General features: G+C 67.3%; 14 protein-coding genes and 2 tRNA genes. 6 read left to right on the forward strand and 10 right to left on the reverse strand.

All coding sequences use genetic code 11. The annotated features are described in order from the left end of the window. The first annotated feature begins 91 nt into the window (after nucleotides 1–91). From cysS to RDU24_RS12265, 3 genes are all read left to right on the forward strand, one after another. On the forward strand, nucleotides 92–1,549 hold the full coding sequence (gene cysS / locus RDU24_RS12255) for a cysteine--tRNA ligase (protein WP_308736056.1): 1,458 nt from the start codon (nucleotides 92–94) through the stop codon (nucleotides 1,547–1,549). Nucleotides 1,550–1,648: 99 nt separating this feature from the next. Continuing rightward, complete coding sequence (gene tpx / locus RDU24_RS12260) at nucleotides 1,649–2,167, forward strand: thiol peroxidase (RefSeq protein WP_308736057.1); 519 nt, start codon at nucleotides 1,649–1,651, stop codon at nucleotides 2,165–2,167. Nucleotides 2,168–2,186: 19 nt separating this feature from the next. Further along, nucleotides 2,187–2,588, forward strand: a complete 402-nt coding sequence (locus RDU24_RS12265) for a response regulator (protein WP_308736058.1) — start codon at nucleotides 2,187–2,189, stop codon at nucleotides 2,586–2,588. An 80-nt stretch (nucleotides 2,589–2,668) separates the two neighbouring features. Here the strand turns inward: RDU24_RS12265 and serB are convergent, their stop codons facing one another. The 7 genes from serB to RDU24_RS12300 all read right to left on the reverse strand — a co-directional run bounded on the left by serB (nucleotide 2,669) and on the right by RDU24_RS12300 (nucleotide 10,802). Then, on the reverse strand, nucleotides 2,669–3,883 hold the full coding sequence (gene serB, locus RDU24_RS12270) for a phosphoserine phosphatase SerB (protein WP_308736059.1): 1,215 nt from the start codon (nucleotides 3,881–3,883) through the stop codon (nucleotides 2,669–2,671). A gap of 333 nt (nucleotides 3,884–4,216) precedes the next feature. Further along, the gene (locus RDU24_RS12275; RefSeq protein ID WP_308736060.1) at nucleotides 4,217–5,716 is read right to left on the reverse strand and encodes a glycosyltransferase family 2 protein; all 1,500 of its coding nucleotides are present in this window, start codon (nucleotides 5,714–5,716) and stop codon (nucleotides 4,217–4,219) included. Then, nucleotides 5,710–6,927, reverse strand: coding sequence for a radical SAM protein (locus RDU24_RS12280; protein WP_308736061.1), 1,218 nt, complete (start codon nucleotides 6,925–6,927; stop codon nucleotides 5,710–5,712). The genes RDU24_RS12275 and RDU24_RS12280 overlap by 7 nt, the downstream gene beginning before the upstream one ends. A gap of 158 nt (nucleotides 6,928–7,085) precedes the next feature. Beyond that, nucleotides 7,086–7,295, reverse strand: a complete 210-nt coding sequence (locus RDU24_RS12285) for a TOBE domain-containing protein (protein ID WP_308736062.1) — start codon at nucleotides 7,293–7,295, stop codon at nucleotides 7,086–7,088. Between the two features lie 68 nt (nucleotides 7,296–7,363). Then, nucleotides 7,364–8,131: a phosphate ABC transporter ATP-binding protein gene (locus RDU24_RS12290; RefSeq protein WP_308736063.1), complete on the reverse strand. Its 768-nt coding sequence runs from the start codon at nucleotides 8,129–8,131 to the stop codon at nucleotides 7,364–7,366. Then, complete coding sequence (locus RDU24_RS12295; protein WP_308736064.1) at nucleotides 8,128–9,963, reverse strand: phosphate ABC transporter permease; 1,836 nt, start codon at nucleotides 9,961–9,963, stop codon at nucleotides 8,128–8,130. Before RDU24_RS12295 ends, RDU24_RS12290 begins: the two co-directional genes overlap by 4 nt. 17 nt (nucleotides 9,964–9,980) lie before the next feature. Then, nucleotides 9,981–10,802 carry a phosphate ABC transporter substrate-binding protein gene (locus RDU24_RS12300; protein ID WP_308736065.1) on the reverse strand — a complete coding sequence of 274 codons (822 nt, stop codon included), beginning with the start codon at nucleotides 10,800–10,802 and terminating at the stop codon, nucleotides 9,981–9,983. Nucleotides 10,803–11,080: 278 nt separating this feature from the next. On the opposite strand from RDU24_RS12300, the gene RDU24_RS12305 reads away from it, so the two are divergent. Further along, nucleotides 11,081–11,332, forward strand: a complete 252-nt coding sequence (locus tag RDU24_RS12305; RefSeq protein WP_308736066.1) for a hypothetical protein — start codon at nucleotides 11,081–11,083, stop codon at nucleotides 11,330–11,332. A gap of 138 nt (nucleotides 11,333–11,470) precedes the next feature. Here RDU24_RS12305 and RDU24_RS12310 read toward each other — a convergent pair whose 3' ends face one another. Beyond that, complete coding sequence (locus RDU24_RS12310; protein ID WP_308736067.1) at nucleotides 11,471–16,921, reverse strand: PAS domain-containing sensor histidine kinase; 5,451 nt, start codon at nucleotides 16,919–16,921, stop codon at nucleotides 11,471–11,473. 147 nt (nucleotides 16,922–17,068) lie between these two features. On the opposite strand from RDU24_RS12310, the gene RDU24_RS12315 reads away from it, so the two are divergent. Both RDU24_RS12315 and RDU24_RS12320 read left to right on the forward strand, forming a co-directional pair. Continuing rightward, nucleotides 17,069–17,144: transfer RNA gene (locus tag RDU24_RS12315), tRNA-Lys, on the forward strand. Between the two features lie 15 nt (nucleotides 17,145–17,159). Continuing rightward, nucleotides 17,160–17,235: transfer RNA gene (locus tag RDU24_RS12320), tRNA-Glu, on the forward strand. A gap of 140 nt (nucleotides 17,236–17,375) precedes the next feature. On the opposite strand, the gene RDU24_RS12325 is transcribed toward RDU24_RS12320, so the two are convergent. Continuing rightward, the gene (locus RDU24_RS12325) at nucleotides 17,376–19,895 is read right to left on the reverse strand and encodes an ATP-binding protein (protein WP_308736068.1); all 2,520 of its coding nucleotides are present in this window, start codon (nucleotides 19,893–19,895) and stop codon (nucleotides 17,376–17,378) included. After that, nucleotides 19,892–20,932, reverse strand: coding sequence for an ABC transporter substrate-binding protein (locus RDU24_RS12330; protein ID WP_308736069.1), 1,041 nt, complete (start codon nucleotides 20,930–20,932; stop codon nucleotides 19,892–19,894). The genes RDU24_RS12325 and RDU24_RS12330 overlap by 4 nt, the downstream gene beginning before the upstream one ends. Nucleotides 20,933–21,062 lie beyond the last annotated feature (130 nt).

Consider the following 21,062-nt stretch of genomic DNA (forward strand, 5'->3'; position numbering starts at 1 on the left):
CCCCCGCCAAAGGTCCTGAGGCCCTCTGGCGGGGGTCCAGGGGCGGCGCCCCTGGATGTGAAGCGAACTACGTAAAAACTTTGGAGTTTACATGCGTCTGTACAACACCCTCGGCCGGGCCAAGCAGGAGTTCATTCCGCAGCGCGGCAACGATGTCTCCCTGTATGTCTGCGGCATCACGGCCTACGACCTGTGCCACGTGGGCCATGCGCGCAGCGCGGTGGTTTTCGACGTGCTGGTGCGCTACCTGCGGCACAAGGGGTACAACGTCACCTTCGTGCGCAACTTCACCGACGTGGACGACAAGATCATCAAGCGCGCGGGCGAGTTGGGGCTGAGTTCCCAGGACGTTGCCGAGAAGTACATCGGCGAGTTCTACGTCGACATGGACGCGCTGAACATCCTGCGCGCCGACGTGGAGCCCAAGTGCACCGAGCACATCGGCGAGATGATCGAGCTGACGCAGGGGCTCATCGCGAAGGGCCACGCCTATGCCACGCTCGGCGGCGACGTGTATTTCAAGGTTCGCAGCTTCCCCGGCTACGGAAAGTTGTCAGGCCGCAACATCGAGGACCTGCAAAGCGGCGCGCGCGTGGAGCCGGGCGAGGAGAAGGCCGACCCGCTGGACTTCGCCCTGTGGAAGGCCGCCAAGCCAGGCGAGCCCTTCTGGGAAAGCCCGTGGGGCAAGGGCCGTCCCGGCTGGCACCTGGAGTGCAGCGCCATGAGCGAGAAGTACATGCCGCTGCCCCTGGACATCCACGGCGGCGGCCAGGACCTTTCGTTCCCGCACCACGAGAACGAGATCGCCCAGAGCGAGGCCGCCACGGGCAAGGATTTCGCCAAGTTCTGGGTGCACAACGGCTTCGTGCAGATCAACTCCGAGAAGATGTCGAAATCGCTGGGGAATTTCTTCACCATCCGCGACATCCTGGCCCAGTTCCTGCCCGAGACCCTGCGCTATTTCCTCCTGTCCATGCACTACCGCAGCCCGCTTGATTTCTCCTTCGACGCGCTGGAGGAGGCCGAGAAGGGCGTGCGCCGCATCTACACTGCGCTTGCGCAGGCGCGCGAGGCCGTGGCCGGGACCAAGTGGTCGAAGAGCCCGCTGCCGCAGGAATTGCTCGACGAGCTCTCCGGCTACGAGCAGGGCTTCGAGGCGGCGCTTGAGGACGACCTGAACACGGCCGGGGCGCTGGGGCATCTGTTCGGCCTGGTGCGCCTGGCCGGGCGCATTCTGGAGGACAAGACCCTGCGCAAGGCCGAGGCCGGACGCGACGCGCTTTCGCGCATCCTGGCCGGGGTGGACAAGTGGTCCGGGGTGCTGGGCGTGTTCGGCCGCGAGCCCCTGGAGCTGCTGGCCGAGCTCAAGGCCTGCCGGGCCTCGCGCAAGGGCATTGACGCCGCAACGGTGGAGGGCCTGCTGGAAAAGCGCCAGGAGGCTCGCAAGAACAAGGATTTCGCCGCGTCTGACGCCATCCGCGACGAGCTTGCGGCCCTGCAGGTGGAGGTCAAGGACACCCCCGCGGGCCAGGTCTGGGACGTGCTGTAGATATCTGACGGTACGCATTTTCTGGCTCCCCCTTCCCTTTCCCAAAAAGGGAGGATATGGTTCAAGGCAGGCATCCCGCATCTGAACCGGAGGTAAGTCATGCTCGAGCGTCCCGATGTCGTCACCATGCGCGGCAACCCCCTCACCCTCCTCGGGCCGGAGCTCAAGGTGGGCGACGCGGCCCCGGATTTTTCCCTTGTGAACAACGACATGGAGCCGGTCACCCTGGCCGACTACAAGGGAATGCCCCTGGCTTTGGTCAGCGTGCCCTCCCTGGACACCCCGGTGTGCGCGGTGGAGACCCGCCGCTTCAACGCCGAGGCCGCCAAACTCGACCCGAGCGTGCGCATCCTGACCGTCAGCATGGACCTGCCCTTTGCCCAGAAGCGCTGGTGCGGGGCCATGGGCATCGACAAGGTCATCACCCTCTCGGACCACCGGGAGGCCTCCTTCGGGCTGAACTACGGCGTGCTCATCAAGGAGCTGCGCCTGCTGGCGCGGGCCGTGTTCGTGGTGGACCGCGAGGGCATCCTGACCCATGTGGAGCTGGTGCGCGAGATCGCGGACGAGCCTTACTACGCCGGGGTGCTAAGCGCCCTGGGCCGGGTCGCGGGCTAGGCTGGGCGGTAGGGATATCATGCGCATACTTGTTGTCGACGATGACCGCGCCGCGCGGGTGCACTTGGACAAGATGCTGAAGCCTCTGGGCGAGGTGTCGGACACCGGTTCCGGGCAGGAGGCGCTGGACGCCTTTGCCAACGCCCTGGCCGAGGGGCGGCCGTTCAACCTGGTGAGCATGGACATCATCATGCCCGGACTGGACGGCCAGGCCACGCTCCAGGCCATGCGCGACCTGGAGAAAAAGCACGGCGTGCAGCCCGGCAAGGAGGCCAAGGTCATGATGGTGACCGGCCTGGGCGACGCGGGCAACGTGACCAGGGCCTTTTTCAAGGGCCAGGCCGACGGCTACGTGACCAAGCCGCTGCAGCAGAGCGCCATTTACAAAACCCTGCGCCAGATGGGCTTCAAGATCGGCTAGCGGCGCGGGACCAGCAAACAACAAAAGGGCCGGGTGCAACGAAGCACCCGGCCCTTTGTTTTGCGGGGGAGGCGGTTAGGCTAGCCCAGCGTCTCGCGCTCGCGGAAGCCGATGAGGTAGAGGATGGCGTCGAGCCCCAGGGTGGAGATGCTCTGGCGCGCGCCGGCCTTGACCTTGGGCTTGGCGTGGAAGGCTATGCCCAGGCCCGCGATGCCCAGCATGGGCAGGTCGTTGGCGCCGTCGCCCACGGCGATGACCTGCTGCAGGTCGATGCCTTCCTTGTCGGCCAGGCGGCGCAGCAGCTCGGCCTTGCGCGCCCCGTCGACGATTGCGCCGGAGACCTTGCCCGTGAGCCGGCCGTCCTTGATCTGCAGGGTGTTGGCGTAGACGTAGTCGATGCCCAGGCGTTCCTTCAGGCGCTGCCCGAAGTAGGTGAACCCGCCGGAAATGATGGCGATCTTGAAGCCCAGCCGCTTCAGGTTGGAGATGAGCCGCTCCGCGCCTTCGGTCAGCGGCAGGGTGGCCGCCACATCCTCCAGCACGGCGGCGTCCAGCCCTTCCAGCAGGGCCAGGCGGCGGCGCAGGCTCTCCTTGAAATCGTACTCGCCGCGCATGGCCCCGGCGGTGATGGCCGAGACCTCGTCGCCCGCGCCGCAGCGCTTGGCCAGCTCGTCGATGACCTCCACCTGGATGAGCGTGGAGTCCATGTCGAAGGCCACCAGCCTGCGGTTGCGGCGGAACACGTTGTCCTCCTGGAGAGCGATGTCCACGCCCATTTCCGAGGAGATATCCATGAATTCCCTGCGGATGGCCGCCCAGTCCGCCGTGCTGCCGCGCACGGAGAACTCCACGCAGGCCGGGCGCGCGGCTCCGGCCTCGGCCACGGAAACGCGGCCGGACAGGCGGTTGATGATGTCGATGTTCAGCCCGTGCTTGGCCAGGGTGCCGGTGAGCCGCGAGAGGTGCGCGGCCTCCAGGCGCCGCGCCAGCAGGGTCACGATGTGCCGGGGCCTGCCCTGCACGCCGACCCAGGTCTCGTAGTCGGCCGGGCTGATGGGGGTGAGCTTGAGCTGTATCCCGGACTCGTGGGCCTTGAACAGGAGGTCTTTCAGCACCGGCGCGCTCTGGGTTTCGTTCGGCAGCGCCACCAGCATGCCCAGGGTGAGGTGGTCGTGGATGACCACCTGGCCGATGTCCAGGATGTCCACCCCGCAGGCGGCCAGCACTCCGGTGAGGATGGAGGTGATGCCGGGGCGGTCCTCGCCGGTGGCGTGGATGAGGATGATCTCGCGCATGTGTCGTTTCTACCTGGAATGACTCGGCTTGACCGGGTGCTGCTTGGCCTCGTGTGGAGCAGTGGTGTGAGGCTGCCCCGGCGGCTGCCCCTGGTCTGCTCAAGTGCCGGAAAGCCCACGTGCTGTCAATGTTCCGGCGGGGGGGCATGGCTCGCCCCGTAAGGAAAGGTACCCGCCCAATCGGACAAGGTCTGCTCCACGTGCGACAGGCAGCGGTGTTCTGGATCAAGAGATGCCAGAGCGCAGCCGCGATGGGCCGTCTGCCCGCGCTTTCACCGGGGCGCAATGCATGGGCGCCAGGCGCAGCACCCAAGCCATCAGGGGCGTGGCGGTTCAGTGTGCGGCGATGAGCGAGAACAGCCCGACCATGTTGGTGTTCAGCCCTATAATCCGCAGCATGAGATTGCTTGTGCGGTTCAGGAGCAGAAGGGTCGCGAGGGCCAGCGTCCCCGAGAGCGCCGCCAGTTCGAGGGTGATGTTGTCATGCCCCAGCAGGTCGCGCCAGGCAAAGGTGTGGGCGAAGATGACGTGATCGCCGGGGTGGTGTGTCACCACGAAGAGCAGGCTCATGCCCAGCAGGGGCAACAGCAGGGCGGTGATGGCTGGCCCCTCGCAGCCGCACCACAGGTTGGCGAGCCTTTGGGGGTATAGCAGAAAGTAGGTGCCGACCGCCAGCAGGCCAAGGGCCGAGCCGTCATGAAGCAAGTCTTGAGCCATGAGGTCGGACAAAGGGCCGAACTCCCAGTGGCCCGCTCCGAAGGCGGCCAGCAACAGCAGCAACGCCGCCGCACTCCCTCCCATGACCGCGAGGCGGTTGGCCATGGCGGACTGGCGGAACAGCGCCGCGATTCCGGAGAGGCCGTAGCGCCGCAGGCCGGTGAGGGTGCCCAGGCAGACTCCGGTCACGGTCACCACGTGGTGGGCGGCCATAAGGCCGAGATAGGGCAGGACGGTCTTCCAGCCGCCGTGGCCGTGGGCAGCCGGGATGTGGCCGAGAAGTCCCGCGCTATAGAAGCTGGCCAGGAAGGACCAGAAGAACAGCGCCTGCCCGGAGAGTAGCACCGTGAGCAGGAACGCTGCCCAGGGAAAGGCCGCCACTGCCAGTACGGGCAGGATGCGGCCATACAGCCAGGGGTGGGAGACGAGCTTCTCGCCGGTGCGGCGGCGCAGCCGGAAGCGGTACCGCAGGTAGTCAAACACGGAATCCGGGTAGCGGTCATGGCGAAGGCTCAGGCGGGGTTCGTTGGCGAAGCGCGCCACCTCGCGGGCGCGCATGCAGAACTCGAAGTCGTCCATGTCCCAGGGGATGTCCTCGGCCAGTGGTCCGGTCAGGGCGAATATCCGGCGCGGGATGACGCAGTTGCAGAACGGCACCTGGTACCAGCACACCGACTCACAGCGTTGGTTGACGTGGGACTTGGTGCCAGCCCCGAGCTTGCTGCGCGAGACGGCGTAAACGAGCTGCGCTTGCGGCCCCTGGGCCACGGGGCGCTCCGGCCCGGTGAGGATGGTGTCGCCGTCCGGGTCCAGCCCAAGGGCCGTCTCCACCCAGTGCGGGTCCGGGATGGTGTCGTCGTCCAAAAGACCCACCAGTGCGCCGCGTGACCTGGCGATGCCGATGTTTCGCCGCACGTTGGCGTGACGCGAGGCGCAGGGGACGAGGGCCAGGGCGAAGCGGGATGGCTGGAAGTCCATGCCGTCCACGTCGCCCACGGCGAAGACCTCGAAGGGTTGGCTGCCCGCCTGCGCCTCCAGCCCGCGAAGACAGTCTTCCAGGGCCTGGGGCCGCGTCACAGCGATGATGATGCTCAACTGCGGCGGTTGGGTCAGCATGCGCCGCCCACAAGACGCCGAGCCAGGATTCCAAGCCCTCGGATCGCGAGTTCCGGCATCATGCCCGGCGTGACGGCGATGGCCGTGTGCATGGCGCAGGACCATGTGCAGTTGCACTTGCCCGGCCCCAGCCTCGCGGCCCGGAACTCCGCGTAGGGCTTCCCGGCCAGGATCGGGCGGGGATCGCAGCCGGTGTCGCGCAGGTTGCCGATGCAGTGCCACAGGGGTTCGCAAGGAAATACCCGGCCCTCCTGGTCGATGACCAGCATGTGCCGCCCGGCCTCGCAGTAGCCGCCCGTGCTCCTCGCGCCGGAGGAGGCCTCCATGAGCAGGCGGCGGTACATGCCCTTCACGGCCAGCATCCCGGCCACGTGGAGGTCGGCCCGGCGGCGGCAGGGGCTGGCCTTGGCCAAGGCCCGCTCGGCCCGCGTGGCGTAGGCGGTTGCGTCCGCATGCACGGCCTGGTCCCCTCCGCTGGGCAGCAGCAGCTGGGGGTAGGACACGCTCATGCGGTCAAAGGCGAAGGTGCGGGCCAGCTCCGCCAGCACCTCGTCCAGGCGCTCGGCGTTGGCGGGCAGGTACAGGGTGCTGCCCTTGATGCGCAGGTTGGGCCGCCGTTCCCGCAGTTCTGCCATGGCGCGGAAGCTCTCCCGGGCCTTGGCGAACAGCCCCGGCACCTTGCGCGAGGCGTCGTGTCGCTCGCCAAGATCGTCCAGGGAGAGTTGCAGGTCGAAGGCCACCTCCGGGTTGGCGGCGGTGAGGCGATCCATGACCGCCCGCATGGCCTTGGTGAAGGTGAAATTGGAGGGGATGTCCACCACGCGCACCTGGCAGTGGTCGATGAAGGCCTGGACGATGTCGGCCAGATCCTCGCGCACGAAGGGTTCGCCGCCGGACACGGCCAGATAGTGCAGCGGTCCGTAAGCGCGGGCCAGGGCCTCGTATTCCTCAAGGCGCATCTCCGTGTCGCGGGCGGTGGGGTTGTCCACGGCGTGGCGATACAGGCAGAACTCGCAGCGGGCGTTGCAGCGGGCCGTGACGAAGAGGTTCAGCGTCTGGGGCAGCAGGCCCGGCTGCCTGCGGAAGAGCAGGGCCGAGGACAGGGTGTTGGCAAGCGACTTCAGGGGGGGACCTCTCCATGTTTCCAGACAGAAATGAGACGAAATATATCCGCCTAACTTTGAGCCGTCAATGAGTCCCCGCGTGATCAAAGGAGTAGGATGGCATTACTCAAGCGAAGGGCTGATGCGATGCCGCGAGGCGGAGAAGGATCCGGGCCGCGATGACCGGCCCCGGTTGTTCGCCGCGTGAAAGTGGGCGGCAACCAGCCGTCGGCAGGTCTTTCCAGTTCAGGGGGGCGGGGGGCGCGCTATTCCTTCACCGGCATGACGTGGATGGCCTTGATGAAGACCTGGATCTCGTCGCCGGGCTTGAGGCCCAGTTCCTCCACGGACTCCGTGGTCAGCACCGAGGCCATCTCGCCGGGCTCCGTGACCTGGAACTTCACCAGGGCCATGACGTCGCCCTTTTTCACGCTGGTGACCTTGGCCCTGAGCTTGTTGCGCGCGCCGTACTTCATCGCTTCCTCCTCGTGTTGCCGTTGTCCCGCAGTCTCGCGCGGGCCGATGCGCCTTTGCCTTGAGGCTGTCAGAGCAGCTCGTCCATGAGGGCGAGCAGCCGCTCCTTGTCGTCCAGGTCCTCCCGGGCCACGGCCTCCAGCCGGGCGCCCTCGCGCAGCACGAACATGCGCCGGGATTGCCGTTGGGACATGCGCCTGGCCTGGTTCAGGTTGTGCGACACCAGGAGCACCGTGTAGCGCCCGGCCAGGTCCAGCAGCAGCTCCTCCACCCCGCGCGCGGACTTGTGGTCCAGGGAGGCCGTGGGCTCGTCGAGGAGCAGAATCTTCGGGCGGAAGGCCAGGGCGCGGGCCAGGCACAGGCGCTGCTGCTGCCCGCCGGAGAGGGTCCGGGCCGGGTGGTCCAGCCGGTCCTTGACCTCGTCCCAGAGGTGGGCCTCGCGCAGGGCCAGCTCGGCGCGTTCGGCGCGCTCCTGCTGGCCAAGGCCAAGCGCCAGTTCCAGCGGCAGCTCCATGTTGCGGGCCACGCTCACGGGCAGGGGGTTGGGCGTCTGGAAGACCATGCCCACGCGCTTGCGCAGGGCCTCGGGGCTTGTTCCCGGGGCGTAGGCGTCCAGCCACTCGTTGCCAAGGCGCAGCTCCACCGAGCCGCTGGTGGCGCAGTCCGGCAGGCACTCGTTCAGGCGGTTCAGCGCGCGCAGCAGGGTGGTCTTGCCCGAGCCGGAGCGCCCCACCAGCACCGTGGGGCCGCCGGAGTCCACTTCCAGGCTCAGGGTGTCGAGCACGGTCCGGCCCGCAAAGGCCACGGAGAGGTTCTTGATGCGGATGGCGGTGGTCATGCGGTGGTCCTCTGGTAAGCGCTTGTGCCGTTGCCCCAGCGCCGCGATTTCCCGTTGAGCAGGCTGGCGCGCAGGCTCCGGGCGAGGGCGAAGAGCAGGGCCGTGAGGCAGAGCAGGGTCAGGGCGGCGCCGAAGGCCAGGTCCAGCTCCTGGGGCGACTGGTGCTCGGCGGCGAGGTAGTAGATGGTGAAGGGCAGGGCCTCGAACTTGTCCGTGAGCGCGCCCGGGGTGCCCGCGCCCACCACGACCCCCGTGAGCATGATGACGGCGGTGTCCTCGGCGGCACGGCCCACGGCCAGGATGATGCCGCCCAGGACGCCACGGCTGGCCGCCGGGAGCAGCACCCGCGACACGGTCTGCCAGCGCGTCAGGCCCAGGCTGGCGGCGGTGAGGCGCAGCTCCCGGGGCAGGGCCTCCAGGCAGGTGCGCGTGGCGCTGATGAGGTAGGGCAGCACCAAGAGGGCCAGGCACAGGGCCGAGAGCAGCAGGCAGGTGTTGGCCCGGGGCCACAGGGTGTGGCGCAGCAGGAGGATGAGCCCGAAGCCGAACAGGCCCATGAGGATGGACGGCACCCCCGCCAGCAGGTCCACGCAGGAGGAGATCAGCCGCCCGGCCCGGCCTGTGGCGAACTCCGCCAGGTGGATGCCGCTGGCCACGCCCAGGGGAATGGCCAGGCAGGAAGCCACCAGCACCAGGTACAGCGTGCCGAGGCAGGCGGGCCACAGCCCGTCGAAGACCGCCGCGCCGTGCAGAAGGGCGTCGAGCGGCGGGGTGTCGCCGAAGAACAGGGCCGCCCCCAGGGTGGGCAGCCCGCGCCAGAGCAGGTAGCCCAGCAGCGCGCAGACCCCCGCCGGCACCGCCAGGGCCGAGGTCCAGGCCAGGGCGCGGGCCAGCCTCTCCAGGCTGAGCCGCCGTGGGGCGGAAAGGGTCGCCTGAACGGGCCGCAGGCCCCGGAGGCCCAGGTTCACGGCCTGGGACATGCCGAAGAGCAGCGCCCCGCAGGCGAAGAGCGAGGTGTAGGCCGCGCTCTGGCTGTCCGTGGCCACCACCAGTGCGATGTGCGCCGTGAGGGTGCGCAGGGAGTCCAGCGGGCCGCCCGGCACCTGGGCCGCGTTGCCGGAGAGCATGAGCGGGAGGAGTGTGTCGCCCACGGCGCGGCCGAAGCCCAGCACCGCCGCGGTCTTCAGCCCGCGTCCGCACAGGGGCAGGGCCAGGTGCACCAGCTCCTGGGTCCTGGTCAGCCCCAGGGCCGCCGCCGTGAGCCGCAGGCCGGGCGTGACCAGCCGGAGCTGGCCGTCCAGCACCAGGACGATGGTGGGCAGCACCAGGAGGGCGAGCGTCAGCGCCGCCGCCAGCCAGGAGAAGCCCGAGCCGCCCGAAAAGCCGGAGCGCACCAGGGGCACAAGCAGAAACACCGAGGCCAGCCCGTAGACCACCGTTGGGACGCTGGTCATGAGCCGCACCAGGGCCATGAGCGGGCGCGCCGGATTGAAGTTCGGCCAGGCCGGGCCAAGCCCGTGGGCGAACAGGGTCAGGCCCAGGCCCAGCGGCCAGGCCAGCAGCAGGGCCGAGGAGCCGAGGAGCAGCGAGCCCACGGCCATGGGCAGGATGCCGAACTGGCCGGAGGCGGGCCGCCAGGTCCAGGAGAGGACGGAAGCGGACTGGCCTTCCGTGACCAGCGGCAGGCAGAACCAGGCCAGGAAAGCCAGGATGCCCGCCACGCAGAGCACGGACACGGCGGACGCGCCGAAGAGCAGGGCCGTGACGATTCCTTCGCCTGGAAGGTCGCCACGGCCCATGCCGCGAGTCTTCTGCTGCCGGGAGTCGGCCATGACCGCCGGGACGCCCGCTACTTCGTGGGGATGTAGCCGTCCGAGGCGGTGATGGCCGCGCCTTCCGGCCCCTGGATGTAGCTGATGAAGGCGGCCACGACGCCCGTGGGCTCGCCCTTGGTGTTCATGTAGAGCTTGCGGAGCACCGGGTACTTGCCGCTCTTGGCGTTGTCCTGGGTGGGGGCCACGCCGTCCAGGTCCGGGGCCTTGATGGTCTGGTCGATGTGGCCGATGGACACGTAGCCGATGCCGTCCATGTCGCCGGACAGGGCGGACTTCATGGCGCCGTTGGAGGACACGACGTTGGCCGAGGGCGCGATCTGGCCCTTCTTCAGCATCACCCCCCAGAACACCTCGCGGGTGCCGCTGGCCTCGTCGCGGGTGTACAGGTGGATGGCGGCGTCGCGCCCGCCCACCTGCTTCCAGTTGGTGATCTTGCCCGCGAAGATGTCCTGCACCTGCTGGTGGGTGAGGGCGTTCACCGGGTTCTTGGGGTGGACCACGGCGGCCACGCCGTCGATGGCGAAGGCGAAGGACTTCAGGCCGTACTTGGCCACCTCGGCCTCGCTGAGGGCGCGGCCCGTGTTGCCGATGTCCACCAGGCCCTCGCCCACCTTCTGCACGCCCACGCCGGACCCGCCGCCGGCAACGGTGATGCGCAGGCCGGGAGCCTTCTGCATGATGCGCTTGGCAGCCTCCTTCATCACCGGGATGTGCGCGGTGCCGCCCGCGATGTCGATCTTGCCGGTCTTTCCGGCGAAGGCGTCAAGCTCGGAGGCCTGGGCCGGGAGGGCGAAGAATGCAACGGCGAGGATCAAAAGCAGCATGGTCTTGCGCATGGTCATGTCTCCTGTGTCGACGGGCTGTTGGTAAATATAATTCCTTGAATATTCTGATGCGTGGAATTGACGTTATCTATGTCATCCTGGCCTGGGACGCAACAGGAGAGCCTCTTCGTCAACTCTTGGCACCACGAGGACGAGACTGCCGCCGCGCCGGATTTGCCCAAAGACATGCGCCGCGCCGATGATTTGTCTATTGACAAAAGATGGGCGGGCGACTAGTATTCGCCATGACGTTGGCAAGGGGCCAAGCCGGCCCGCCACAAGGAGGAGACATGCACAAGAACGGCGACGTGCGCTGCGGCGATTGCGAGAACTTCACCGACGAGGGCTGCGAGCAGGCGGCCGAGGCCCTGGTTTTGGACGGCTGGCCGCGCATGAACGCCTGCCCGGACGACTCCGCCGACGCCTCGCGCTGCCCGGAGTTCAACGCCAGCGCGGGCTACGCCCAGGCGCTCGACGAGGAGGCCAGCGCGGCCAATGCCCACGCCAGGGTCTCGGCCATCAAGCACTACCAGGGCTGGTAGGCCGCAGGCAAATCCCCCCGATTCCCCCGGCGGCCCAGGCGCGCAGCCCCCACCCTCGCGCCACGGCCTGCCCCTGCGGCCCGGCCCTGACGGTCTCCATTCCGGCCAGGCGCCGGGCCGCCATCTTTCAGCATTTTGTCATCCGGCAATGTGCGGACGGAAGCGGATGCCCACGCAGACCCCCGGGTTGGCCTGGGCAATGCGCAGCTCCCCGCGCAGCTGGTGTCGCACCAGGCCGCGGATGAGCTTCATGCCCAGGCTCTCGGCGTTGTCGGGGTCCAGGCCCTCGGGCAGTCCCGGCCCGTCGTCCTCGACCTCAAGGGAGACCTGCCCGGCGGGGTCGCGCTCGGCGCGGATCTCCACCCGGCTGGCCCGGCTGGCCAGGCTGGCCAGGCCGACGTCGACCCGTTGCGGCGGGCAGGCGTGCTTGAACACGTTGGTCAGGGTCTCGTTCAGGGCCAACCCCAGCGGCACGGCCTGGTCGAGGGACAGCGCCAGGTCGCCCAGGCGCAGCGTCAGCGACAGGTCGAGCCCGCCGGAGTAGATTTCGCGCAGCTGGTGGAACAGCGCCTGGACGAAGCGCTCCAGGCTGATGCGGCCATCGCTCCCGGCCCCTTGCAGCTGCGCGTGGATCAGGCTCATGGCCTGCACCTTGCCGCGCAGCTCCATCAGGCTCTGGCGCGCCTCGGGGTTGGCAAGCCGCCGCCCGGCCATGTCCATGAGCGAGGAGATGACCTGCAGGTTGTTCTTCACCCGGTGGTGCACCTCGTGCAGCAGGGCCTCCTTCTCGCGCAGCGAGGCGCGGATGCGCTCCTCGTCGCGCCGGGTGCGCACCTCGCGCCACATGCCGTCCAGCAGCAGGGTGGTCTGCAGGGTGTCCTCCGCCGTGTAGGGCTCGTCCTTGCCTATCAGGCCCAGCACGGCCACCGGGCGCGCGCCGTCCAGGGCAGGCACGCCGAGGAAGCGCGAAATGTCCGTGTGCCCGGGCGGGACGAGCGGTGAGCATTCCGAGAAGTCGTTGATCAACAGCGGCAGCCCGCTTTGGAGCACCGTGGCCCAGGGCAGCGGCCCGCTGGAAGGGAAGCTCGGCACCTGGCCCTCGGCCATGTCGTCCCCGGTTTCCCAGGCCTTGGGCACAAGCTGCTGGCCGTCTTCGCTGACGAAGAACAGCACCCCGGCGCTGCTGTCCGTGAGGCGGATGGCCTCGCGCAGGGTGAACGAGGCCAGCTGGAACTCCGTGGCCGGGGTGAGGCGCGAGAGCTCGTACAAGGCCTCGAACCGGGCCTGGTTGCGCCGCAGTTCGTGCTCCATGCGCGCGCGTTCGGTCAGGTCCACCACGCCGCACACCAGCCCCTCGAAGCGCCCCTGCTCCTCCATGACCGGCGAGGACAGCACGTGCGCCGGGAAGCGGCTCCCGTCCTTGCGGATGAGCACATAGTCCGTGGCGCCGGAGTAGCCGGCCTCCAGGTCCGAAAGCTGGCTCTTGGCCACATGGCGCTGGGGCCATTCCAACACGTCAGTGGGCGACATGTTCATGAGCTCCGCCGAGGCGTAGCCGAGCATGGCGCACAGCCGCTCGTTGACGAAGGTGGTGCGGCGGTTTGCGTCCACGGCCCAGACGCCCTCGTGCATGGACTCCAGCAGCTTGCGCGAGAGGCGTTCGCTCTTGAAGAGCGCCTCCTCTGCCTGCTTGCGCGCGGTGATGTCCGTGTGGGCCCCGGCCATGCGCACCACCCGGCCCGTGGCGTCGGCCAGGGCCGCGCCGCGCCCGTAGATCCAGCGGTACGAGCCGTCCTTGTGGCGCAGGCGGTACTCCACCTGGAACACCGGCACCTCGCCCAGGATGCACTGCTTGTTGGCCTCCATGATGCGGTCGAAATCGTCGGGGTGGATGCGCTCGGCCCACTCGGAAGCGTCGTGGCGGATCTCCTCCGGGGCGTAGCCGATGATCTCCTTCCAGCGGTCGGAGAAGTACACCTCGTCCTTGAGCAGGTCCCAGTCCCAGAGGCCGTCGTTGGCGCCCTTGAGGGCCAGGGCGTAGCGCTCCTGGCTGATGCGCAGGGCCTCTTCGGTGTGCTTGCGCTCGGTTATGTCGGACAAGAGGAACTGCACCGCGGAGGGCGCGCCGGTTTCGTCAAGCAGTAGCGCGCCACGCTGGTAGACCCAGCGCCGACTGCCCCAGGCGTCGAAGACCTCGTACTCGTATTCCGGCCGCAGCACGCCGTTGGCGGTTTCCTGAATCCACTGGAACACCTGCTCCCGCCACTCCGGGGCCACGGACCCCAGCACCTTCGGGTCGCCGTTCAAGTACTGCTCCGGCGTGTAGCCGAAGAGCCGCTCCACGCTGGGGCTGACGTACTCGTGGCGCATGGTGCGCAGGTTGATGCGCATGAGCACGTGCTCGGTCCAGCTTTCGGCCAGCTGGCGGTAGCGCTCCTCGCTCTCCCTCAGCGCCGCTTCGGCGCGTTTGCGTTCGGTGATGTCTCGGGCATTGACGACGATGCCCCGGATGTCCGGGTTGTCCAGCTGGTTGGTCCCCCAGGCCTCAAGGTGGACCCAGGAGCCGTCCTTGTGCCTGTGCCGGTAGTGCGCCCCACATTCCCCGTCCCTGAGGATTGTGGCGAAGGCCGCCGCCACCTGCTCCTGGTCTTCCGGGTGGACCATCTCCTCGATGATGGAGATGTTCGTCAGCTCGGACGGCGTGTAGCCGACGATGCGTTCGGCGGCCTCGCTGGCAAAGATCTGGGTTCCATTGGCGTCGAGAATGGTGATGGAGTTGGAGGAGTGCCTGATGAGCTCCGAGAAGCGCTGCTCGCTGCTGCGCAGGGCCTGCTCGGCGCGGATGCGCTCGGTGATGTCGCGGGAGGTGCCGCAGTAGCCGGTGATTTCGCCGTTCGGGCCGCGCATGGGCCGCACCAGAACCTCGAGCGGCAGCAGGGAGCCGTCGGCGTGGCGGATGTGCATCTCCTGGCGGTAGGCCTCGTCCTTTCCGCTGGGCGCGGGCTCCCGCCGCCTTTTGGCAATAAGCCCGGCGATGAGGCTCATGGACTCGGGGGTGAACAGCTCGTCGAAGCGCATGTCCATGAGCCGGGCCAGCGGGATGCCCGAAAGTCTCTCTGCGGAGGGGCTCAAGTACGTCCAGCGCAAGTTTTCGTCCGTGGTCCAGATGACGTCCACGACGTTCTCGGCCAGCAGGGCGTAGCGGGCGTTTGTGTCGCGCAGGGCCTGCTCGGTGCGCTTGCGCTCGGTGATGTCGACGAACATGGCGAAGGCGCCGTCAAAGCTCCCGGCGTCATCCCACAGCGGCTTGGCCGAGGCCAGAACCCACAGGGTGGTGCCGTCCTTGCGCCGGAAGCGGCGCTCGTAGACCTCGTCCTTGCCGGTGCGGCGCGTCGCGATGCGCTTCCTGTGGGCCGGAATGTCTTCCGGGAAGAGAAACGACTCGGTCGTGCGCCCCAGCATCTCCTGCGGGGTGTAGCCCATCATCTCGGCCATGGCGGCGTTGACGAAGGTGGCGCGCTCCAGGGCGTCCACGCTCCAGATGCCCTCGGTAGCGGTCTCCACGATGAGCCGGTTGCGGGCGTTGCTTTTCCGCAGGGCCTCCTCGGCGCGCTTCTGGTCGGTGATGTCGCGCACGATGGCCCATAAACGCCCGGGCTGGCCCGAGTCGTCTGTCTCCAGGTAGGTGCGCAGGGACACCGGGAAAAGGGAGCCGTCCTTTCGCCGGTACTCTTTCTCGTACACGTCGGAGTAGCCCCGGGTGAGCACATGCTCCTTGAGGATGCGCTCCTCCTCCGCGTGCCAGCGCTCCGGCGTGATGTCGAAGTAGGTCAGCTTCGGGATCTCCTCGTCCGTGTAGCCCAGCATGTCGCGGAAGGCGCTGTTGTGCTCCACGATGAAGCCGTCCTTGTCCACCGAGGCATAGCCGTCGCGCATGCTCTCGTGCAGGGTGCGGTACTTGTGCTCCGAGGCGGCGAGCTGCTGCTCCAGGCGCTTGCGCTCGGTGTTGTCGTAGAGCACCCCCTGCACCGCGGCGGGCGTGCCGTCCGAGGCATGGAGCAGGGTGCAGCGCAGGTGCACCCAGCGCCGCTGCCCCCAGGCGTCGATGAGCTCGAACTCGTACACCGGCTTGAGCCCCTCGCGCCAGGCCTCGGCCATCCACTCCTGCGCCGCCTCGCGCCATTCCGGCGCCACGGTGTTGCCCACGATGCCGCGCGCGCCCTGGTAGAACTCCTCCGGCGCGAAGCCGAACAGGCGCTGCATGCCGGGGCTCACGTACTCGTAGCGGTTGGTGTGGAGGTTGATGCGGATGACGGCCTGGTCGAGCCAGCCCTCGGCCAGCTGGCGGTAGCGCTCCTCGCTGGCGAGCAGGGCCTCTCTGGCGGCGTGCTCCTCGGTCTGGTCCGAGGCCACGCCCTGAAGCAGCACGCCCTGGCCGTCCGGCGTGGGCACCAGCACCAGCCGCTCCTCGATCCAGCGCAGCCGCCCGTGCCTGTCCACGATCTCGAACTCGTACTTGTCGCGCAGCTTGCCCTGGCTGACCTCGGCCATCCAGCCGCGCATCTGGTCGCGCCAAGCCGGCGCCACGCAGCGCATGAACAGGCCCGGGTCGTCGTAAAAGGCCTGCGGGGGGTGGCCGTGGATGTCCTCCACCCTGGCGCTGATGTATTCGTAGCGGCCTTCCGGCAGGCGGAAGGTGAAGAAGATGTCGCGGGAGTTCTCCGCCAGGGAGCGGAAGCGCGCCTCGCTCTCGGCCAGCGCCTTCTGCGCCTCGCGCAGGGCGGTGACGTCGGTGGCCACGCCCTGAAGCAGCGCGCCCTTGCCGCTTGGGGCCGGCACCAGCACCTGGCGCTGGCTGAGCCAAAGCAGGCGTCCGCCCTTGTCGCGCACCTGGTATTCATAGCTCTCGGCAACGCGGCCCTGGGCGATCTCGGCCATCCAGCCCTGCACGGTCTCGAGCCAGTCCGGGGCGATGCAGCGCATCAGCGTGCCCGGATCGTCGTAGAACTCCTGCGGGGAGATGGCGAAGAGGTCCTCCACGCTGGGGCTTATGTACTCGTAGCTGCCCTCGGGGAAGCGCATGGAGAAGAAGATGTCGCGGGAGTTCTCGGCCAGGAGGCGGAAGCGCGCATCCCGTTCCTTCAGGGTCTGCTGGGCGTGGCTGCGCTCGAAGATGTCGCGGGCGTTGCCGATGAGGGTGTGCGGCACGCCTTGCGCGTCGCGCAGGATGCGGTAGGAGTCGCTGATGACGCGCCAGCCGCCCTCCGGGGTGCGCAGGCGGTAAACCGCCGGGTTCTCGGGCAATTGCTCGTCGGAGCGCGAGGAGACGATGGCTGCCATGATCCTGGCGACCCGGGGCGTGTCGTCGAGATGCACGGAGGCGAGGTACTGGCTGAAGTGGTAGCCGCGCTCCAGGAAGTCGTCCGGCAGGCCCATGCGCCGGGCAAAGGCGGGCGTGGCGTAGAGCATGTGAACGTCGGGGGTGAGCGCCACGGCGTAGAGCACGTCCTGGGAAGAGTCGAGCAGGTGGCGCAGGATGTCTGCGGAAAGCGGCACGCCGCCAGCCCCGACCAGTGCGTCGTCCGCCATGTCTTCCCCCCTCCGCGCGCTTGTGCTCGACCTGGAAAAAATGTAGCATGGTTGTCGGCGGTTTGCACCCGTCCCGGAAGGTGAAAATCTTTGGGGCTTTTCTCCTTGACAGGTCCCCATGGTCCGGCTAAAAGGGCCTTCCTTCGGGGGCCGTTAACTCAGTTGGTAGAGTATATCACTTTTAATGATAGAGTCGATGGTTCGAGTCCATCACGGCCCACCAAAGACTCTTTATTTAGTCCCCATCGTCTAGTGGCCTAGGACGCTGGCCTCTCACGCCGGTAACGGGGGTTCGAACCCCCCTGGGGACGCCACACAAAATCAGGCGGTTAGCTGAAAAGCTGACCGCCTTTTTCTTTTGCCGAAGCAGACTCGGCTGGAAGTGTCACCCCGGTCCGGCGTAGCGCGGGCATGCTCAAGTGCCGGTCGGGACAAAGGAAAATTACCGACCGTTTCAGCGATGCTGCGCGCCCACTGTCCGCGCCAGCGCCTCCTGAAGCATCTCCATCTGGACCGGCTTGGTGACATAGTCATCCATGCCCGCGCCCAGGAACCGCTCGCGATCACCGGGCATCGCGTAGGCGGTCAAGGCGATGACCGGGATGTTCGCCATTTTTTCGTCCTCCGCAATGCTTCGAATGAGCCTTGTGGCCTCGACGCCATCCATGACGGGCATCTGGATGTCCATGAGGATGCAGTCGAACTCGCCCTTTCGCACAAGCTCCACAGCCTCCTTGCCATTGCCCGCGGTGGCGACGTCATGGCCCATGCGCTTGAGCATGACCTGCAGGCCAAGCAGGCCGACGGTTTCGTCGTCCACAAGCAGGATGCGCAGCCTCGGCAGGCAGGGCGGTGCATCTCCCGCGGCGCATTGCGCCACCGCCGCCGCGGTGTCCGCGGTGTCCATCAGCAGGTGCAGGTAGGCGGTCGTTCCCACGCCCTCCTCGCTATCCAGGTCGATGGTTCCGCCCATGAGGGCGACGATGCGCTTCACGATGGCAAGGCCCAACCCGGCCCCCTGGTACCTTCTCGCGTAGGAGGCGTCCGTCTGGGTGAACCGCTCGAACACGTGGTCCTGCTTGTCATCCGGTATGCCGACCCCGGTATCGGCAACAGAGATGTACACCCTGGCCTTGCCCGCATGCTTCGCGGAGGGATTGGCCCAGGCGGCGACCTGGACCGAGCCCTCCGGCGTGAACTTGAGGGCGTTGCCCACAAGGTTGAAGAGGATTTGGCGCAAACGCGCCTCATCGCCCGCAAGCAGCGCAGGCACGCTTTGGTCCACGCTGAAGGAGAGCTCCAGCTGCTTTTCCTTGGCCGCCAGGGAGAATGCGCCCTCGACATCGTCGAACAGGGTGCGCAGATCAAACGGGGCGGTGGAGAGCTGCAGGTTGCCCGTCTCCATCTGGCTGAAGTCGAGCACATCGTTCAGGAGGGCAAGCAGTCGGCTCCCGGAATTAAAAGCCATTTCGGTGTATTGAGCCCGCTCCTCCGGCGGGATGTCTTGCCTCAGCAGCTTGAGCATGCCCAGCACGCCATTGAGCGGCGTTCTGATCTCGTGGCTCATGTTGGCCAGGAATTCGCTCTTGGCGTTTGTGGCCGCCTCTGCGGCCTCCTTGGCGGACACCAGGGCCTGCTCGGCAAGCACGCGGTCCGTGATGTCCTCAAGGGTGACCACCAGGCTCTGGGCGTTTGCGCCGCCCTGGCCCGAGAGGGGGCTTGCGTTGATGTTGATGGCCCTGCGGTCGCTTGATGCCGGGGCCTGGTGCCAGGCCAGTTGTCCGAGAATGGGCTGTTGCTGGTCGAGGGCCGCCAAAACGGGCGATGCGGCGCCGACAAGCGGCTCCCCCAGGGCGTCCTCGAACAGCACTTCCGCTGGCAGTTGGGCCTTTGGCTCAATCCCGAGGATGCTTCTGGCCTTCGCGTTCATGTAGAGGGGCGTTCCGCTCTGGCTGAAGGTGATGATCCCGACGGGGCTCAAGTCCGTCAGCGTGCGTTGGTCGGCTTCCGCGTTGCGCAGGTTGAGCAGCGTCTTGCGCAGAAAGCCCAGGGCAAGGGTCACAAGGGCCAGGATGAGCACGGACATGCCCGCGATGAGGGTAGCGAGCCTGGTGGCCGGAGCAAGAACCTCGGCCTCGTCGGCCTCGATGACGAGCGTCCAGCCTGTGATCTGGTTGCGCTGGGCGACGCAGACCCGCTGAGCGCCCTGGCGGTCAAAGTGGAAGAACGAGTCCGCGCCGGCATTGGCGATGAGTTCCCTCGCCACCGGGCCTGGGGCGAACTGGCCGTCTGCCGCCCAGGAAGGCTGCGCCACAAGCACGTCCGCGGGGCCAAGGATGTACGCGCCGCCGCTGTTGCCGATGCGCATCTGCGCCAGTACGTCCTTGGCGAAGGTGTTGGTGTCGGAAATGGCGACAAGCACGCCCACGACGGCGCCATCCGGTCCGCGCACGGGATGCGAGGCCACGAGGATGGGGCGTTTGCTCACACGCGAAACCGGGATTGTCTCCAGGTATGGATGGCCCGCCTTGGCTTGCAGGTAGTATTCCCTGTCGGAGATGTTGAGGACGCCTGCGAGGGCGGGATTGGAGGCCAGCACGATGACCCCGTGCATGTTCATCAGATAAAAGCGCTCGAAGAGCCCGTCTTCCATATACCCCAGAAGCTTCCTCTGCGCCGCGACCTTGGCCGAGCGGCCGATGTAGGAGTCTTCCAGGGCCAGGCGCAGCACGCCGTCCTGGCTCACGAGCCGGCTCTTGGTCACCATGTCGCGAACCTGGGCGCTGATCTGCTGGTCGAGCAGCTTCAGGCTCTGGGTGGTCTGGCTCTGGGCCAGGCGTTCAACGGCGTTCTTGGTGTTGAGGTAGACCACAAGGGTGCTGATGAACGCCCCGATGAGCACGACGGAGAGCACGGGCATCAGCGGGCGGTCGAAGGCCAGCCGCCGTTGGGCTCTTGCCCAGAGGGTGGTCATTGCACCACCACCTCGGCTGCCTCGATGAGCTCGTAGGGGATGCTCAGGCCGAAGCGCTCGGCGGCCTTGAGGTTCAGGAAGACGATGCCCCTCTGGTTGAGGCGCACGGGCAGGGAACCGGCCGCCACGCCCTTGGCGATGACCTCGCGGGCCATGGTCCCGGCAAGGTAGCCCTGCTCGTGCCCGGACTCCAGCACGCCGCACATGATGCCTTGCCCCTGGGCGTAATCCGAGAAGCCCAACGTAGGCCTTTTGTTGACGGAATTGGTCCACGCGATGACCTTTTCCGGCGGGACGACCTGCCCCGTCGCCGTGTCCACGAGGGAGTGGAAGATGCCGATGGCCAACGCATCCGCCTGCCTTTGATAGGCCAGGATCTTGCTTTGCCAGGCCTGGAAGGTGTGCACCTTTTCAACCCCGGCGAGCTTGAGGGCAAACGCTCCGGCCTTCTTCTGGTCCTCGGCCAAGTTATCAAGGACGTACCCGGAAGATTCCGAGTCGTCCGAAATCACCGCGACCGACCGCAAGCTCGGGGAGATTTTTCTCAGCAGGGAGAACCCTTCCCGGAAATGCCAGCGTTCGCGCACGCCGGACACGTTGGACGCGGGAAAGCCATAGAGTGAAATGGGGGCGTTGACGCCGCAGAAGATGACCTGGGGGCTGGCGAGATCCTTGAGAAACGGCTCCACAAGGTAGATTTGTGCGGCGTCGTCCACGGCGATGACAACCTGTGGGGCCTGTGCCTTGATCGCCCACAGGATGTCCTGCGCGGCTTGACGCAAGGCCTGGGGGTCTGGCCTGCGCTTGGCGTCCATGTAGAAGTACTGGAACGTGGCGCCAAGGCCGCGCAAGCCTTCCCGGATGCCCTCATTGATGTTCTGGGTCCAGATGTATTCCTTGTCGTAGCTTTGGACAACGAAGACACGCGGCTTCGCGGGGCTGCCCGGCTGGGCCGCAAGCGAAACGCCGCACACGAAGGAGGAGCAAAGGAAGGCAAGCGCCAGCAACATGCTGGCGGGACGAGAGAGCCTGGTCATGGTGCGTCCCTCAACAACGTCTGCAGAAGCAAGGTCCGGCGTGGCGTGGGGGGGCCACAGGCGTATAGTACCCAGTGTTGCGCGCGCTTGTCCAGCGGCAGCAGATTATAAGAGCGCATTGTGGCACAGT

The sequence above is a fragment of the Humidesulfovibrio sp. genome, from assembly GCF_031082295.1.
GTDB lineage: Bacteria > Desulfobacterota > Desulfovibrionia > Desulfovibrionales > Desulfovibrionaceae > Humidesulfovibrio.